The sequence below is a fragment of the Streptomyces flavofungini genome (assembly GCF_041028215.1).
GTDB classification, from domain to species: Bacteria; Actinomycetota; Actinomycetes; order Streptomycetales; family Streptomycetaceae; genus Streptomyces; species Streptomyces flavofungini_B.
Genome location: NZ_JASKYR010000839.1, coordinates 1 through 3,119, shown reverse-complemented (window position 1 = coordinate 3,119; position 3,119 = coordinate 1). Strand labels below are relative to the sequence as shown.

Annotated in this window: 2 protein-coding genes; one reads left to right on the top strand and one right to left on the bottom strand. The window is 72.4% G+C overall.

Annotation, left to right across the window (positions count from 1 at the left end; genetic code table 11):
* The first annotated feature begins 179 nt into the window (after positions 1-179).
* Positions 180-2,369, top strand: coding sequence for a peptidase domain-containing ABC transporter (locus tag AB8Z36_RS35305; RefSeq protein WP_369217476.1), 2,190 nt, complete (start codon positions 180-182; stop codon positions 2,367-2,369).
* A 23-nt stretch (positions 2,370-2,392) separates the two neighbouring features.
* Here the strand turns inward: AB8Z36_RS35305 and AB8Z36_RS35300 are convergent, their stop codons facing one another.
* The gene (locus tag AB8Z36_RS35300) at positions 2,393-2,983 is read right to left on the bottom strand and encodes a helix-turn-helix domain-containing protein (protein WP_369217475.1); all 591 of its coding nucleotides are present in this window, start codon (positions 2,981-2,983) and stop codon (positions 2,393-2,395) included.
* Positions 2,984-3,119 lie beyond the last annotated feature (136 nt).

Below are 3,119 nucleotides of genomic sequence, written 5' to 3'. Positions count from 1 at the left end.
CGCGCCCGTTCGGGTCTGCCCGCGTCCGTCCCCCTGCCGGTGGTGGCCGTCCGGCTCGCCAGGAACCCGGGCGCCGACCCGGCACCGGCGTCCGGGCCCGGCCCCGCGCGCCGGGTGGCGATCGAGACGTCCCGGCGCTCGCTGCTCGACGTACTGCTGATGCGGGAGAGGTGACCGGAATGGGACGGCCTTCCCCGGGCCGCCGGTGGCGGGGGCGCCCCCGTGTGCCGGTGCTGCTCCAGATGGGCCTCGCCGAGTGCGGGGCCGCCTGCCTCGCCATGATCCTCAGTGCCTACGGGCGGCACACCCGTGTCGCCGAGTGCCGCGAGCTGCTGCACGTCGGCAGGGACGGGGCGAGCGCCCTGCAACTGGCCCGACTCGCGCGGCGCCTGGGGATGCGGGTCCGCGCCCTCAGCGTCGGCCTCGAAGGGCTCGCCGAGGTGCGCGTGCCCGCCCTCATCCACTGGAACTTCAACCACTACCTGGTCCTGGAGAGCTGGGACGGCCGCCGGGCCACGGTGGTCGACCCGGCGTCGGGCCGCAGAGTCATCCCGTACACCGAGTTCTCCGCCGGGTTCACCGGCATCGCCCTGGAGTTCACCCCGGGACCGGACTTCACGCCCCGCAAGTCGGTCCGCCGGGCCGAGTCGCTGCGCTTCGTACGCGGCCTGCTCTCGGCCTCGCGCGGCATGCTGACCGCCGTCCTGCTCGCCTCGCTGCTCCTCCAGCTCATGCTCCTGGTCCCGACGGCCCTGACCAAGGTGGTGATGGACGAGGTCCTCGGATACGGCCAGGACGACCTCCTGGCCGCGCTGGTCATCGGGGGCCTGCTGCTCCTGCTGACCCACGGGGCGGCCACGTACACCCGGGGAATCCTGCTCGACTTCTTCGAGACCCGCATGGACGGCACCCTCATGCGGCGCTTCCTCGGCCACCTGCTCGACCTGCCCTACCGCTACTTCGTGCTGCGCGGCAGCGGCGACCTCCTGATGCGTCTGTCGAGCAACGCGCTGATCCGCGAGGTCGTCACCGGCCAGACGGTGTCCTTCGTCCTCGACGGCGCCTTCGTGCTAGTCCACATCACCCTGTTCCTGGTCATCCAGCCCCTGTACGGCTGGCTCGCCCTCGGTCTCGGTCTGACCCAACTGCTCATCATGCTGGCCAACTTCCGCACCCTGCGCCATCTGGCACAGCAGGACGTCGGCGCCCAGGCGGAGGCACAGAGCTGCGCCGTCGAGCTGCTGACCGGCATCGAGACGGTCAAGGCCATGGGCGTGGAAGAGCACGCCTACGAACGCTGGTCCGCCCTCTTCGAGAAGCAGCTCCAGGCCTCCTTCCGGCGCCGCCGCCTCGACTCCCTCCTGGAGACCGCCCTGGGCACCTTCCGCGTCGGCACACCCCTGCTCCTGCTGTACGTGGGGGTCCGCGAAGTGATGGCGGGGCGGATGTCGCTGGGCACGATGATGGCGATGAACGCGCTGACCTACTCCCTGCTCAGCCCGATGGCCACCCTGCTCGGCGCGGCCCGCCAGCTCCAGTCCGTCGGCGTCAGCATCGACCGCCTCAGGGACGTCCTCGACGAGGAGGTGGAACAGCACAGGGAGAGCGCGCTGCCGCCGGGCCGGCTCACCGGGGCCGTGGAGCTGTCGGGCGTGGGCCTGCGCTACGGCGGAGAAGGCCCGTGGGCGCTGCGCGGAGTCAGTCTGCGCGTACCGGCCGGTGCGAAGGTGGCGCTGGTGGGCCGCACCGGCTCGGGCAAGACCACCCTGGCCAGGCTGCTCCTCGGCCTGCACGTCCCGACCGAGGGCGAGGTGCGCTTCGACGGCCGCCCGCTGACCGGTCTCGACCACCGGCTGCTGCGCGGTCAGTGCGGCGTCGTCACACAGGAGCCCGCCCTCTTCGCCTGTTCCGTACGCGAGAACATCGCCTTCGGCCACGCCACGGCGACCCTCGACGACATCGTCCTGGCGGCGCGGCACGCGCAACTGCACGACGAGATCACGGCCATGCCCATGGGATTCGAGACCGTCCTCACCGAAGGCGGCGGCGGCCTCTCCGGCGGCCAGCGCCAACGTCTCGCGCTGGCCCGCGCGCTCGTCCGCGAACCGGCCCTGCTCGTCCTGGACGAGGCCACCAGCCACCTCGACGCGGTGACCGAACAACGCGTCGACGAGGTCCTCTCCCAGCTCTCCTGCACCCGCGTCGTCATCGCCCACCGGCTGAGCACGGTCAGCAACGCCGACCTCATCGTCGTACTCGACGACGGCGCGGTGGTGGAAACGGGCCGCCACGACGACCTCCTGGCCACGGACGGCTGCTACGCGGCCCTGGTGCGCGGGCAGCTGCATGCCGGGGACGTCAGTGTCTGAGAAGGGTCTTCATCGAGCGTTCTTCAAGGACCGTTCTGACGCGGGGCCAGATGGGCGCGTTCGCCCTGGGCGCCGAAGAGGGCCAGCAGTTCGGCGGGGCGGCTGTCGGCGCTGCCGATCCAGTGCGGCACCCGGGTGTCGAACTCCGCGGCCTCGCCCGCGCCGAGCAGGAACTCCTCGGCGCCGAGGACGAACCTGACCCGTCCGTCGAGGACGTAGAACCACTCGTAGCCCTCGTGGGTCTGCGGCTTCGTCGTGGGCGCCTCGCCCGCGGGCGGGTGGACCACCTTGTAGGCCTGGATGCCTCCGGCGCGCCGGGTCAGCGGCACCAGCACCAGGCCGGAGCGCCGGATCGGCCGCAGGTGGATGCGCGGGTCGCCGGTGGCGGGCGCGGCGACGAGGTCGTCGAGCGGCACGCCGTGCGCCCGCGCCAGGGGCAGGAGCTGCTCAAGGGTGGGGCGGAGCCTGCCGTTCTCGAGGCGGGAGAGGGTGCTCGCGGTCAGGCCGGTCTCTGCCGCCAGGGCCGCCAGCGTGGCGCCGCGTGCCCGGCGCAGGGTGCGCAGCCGGGCGCCGACTCCGGCCAGGACGTCTTCGGCGGGGTGGGGGTTGGTCATGGCCCGATGATGCGGATCCGCAACTTTTCTTGCAAGGGCGCACCGGCGGTGCCGATGCTGGCGGTGTCCCGCAAGCCCCGTATCCCGCAAGCCCCGTATCCCGCAAGCCCCGTATCCCGCACGTCCGCCCCCCACC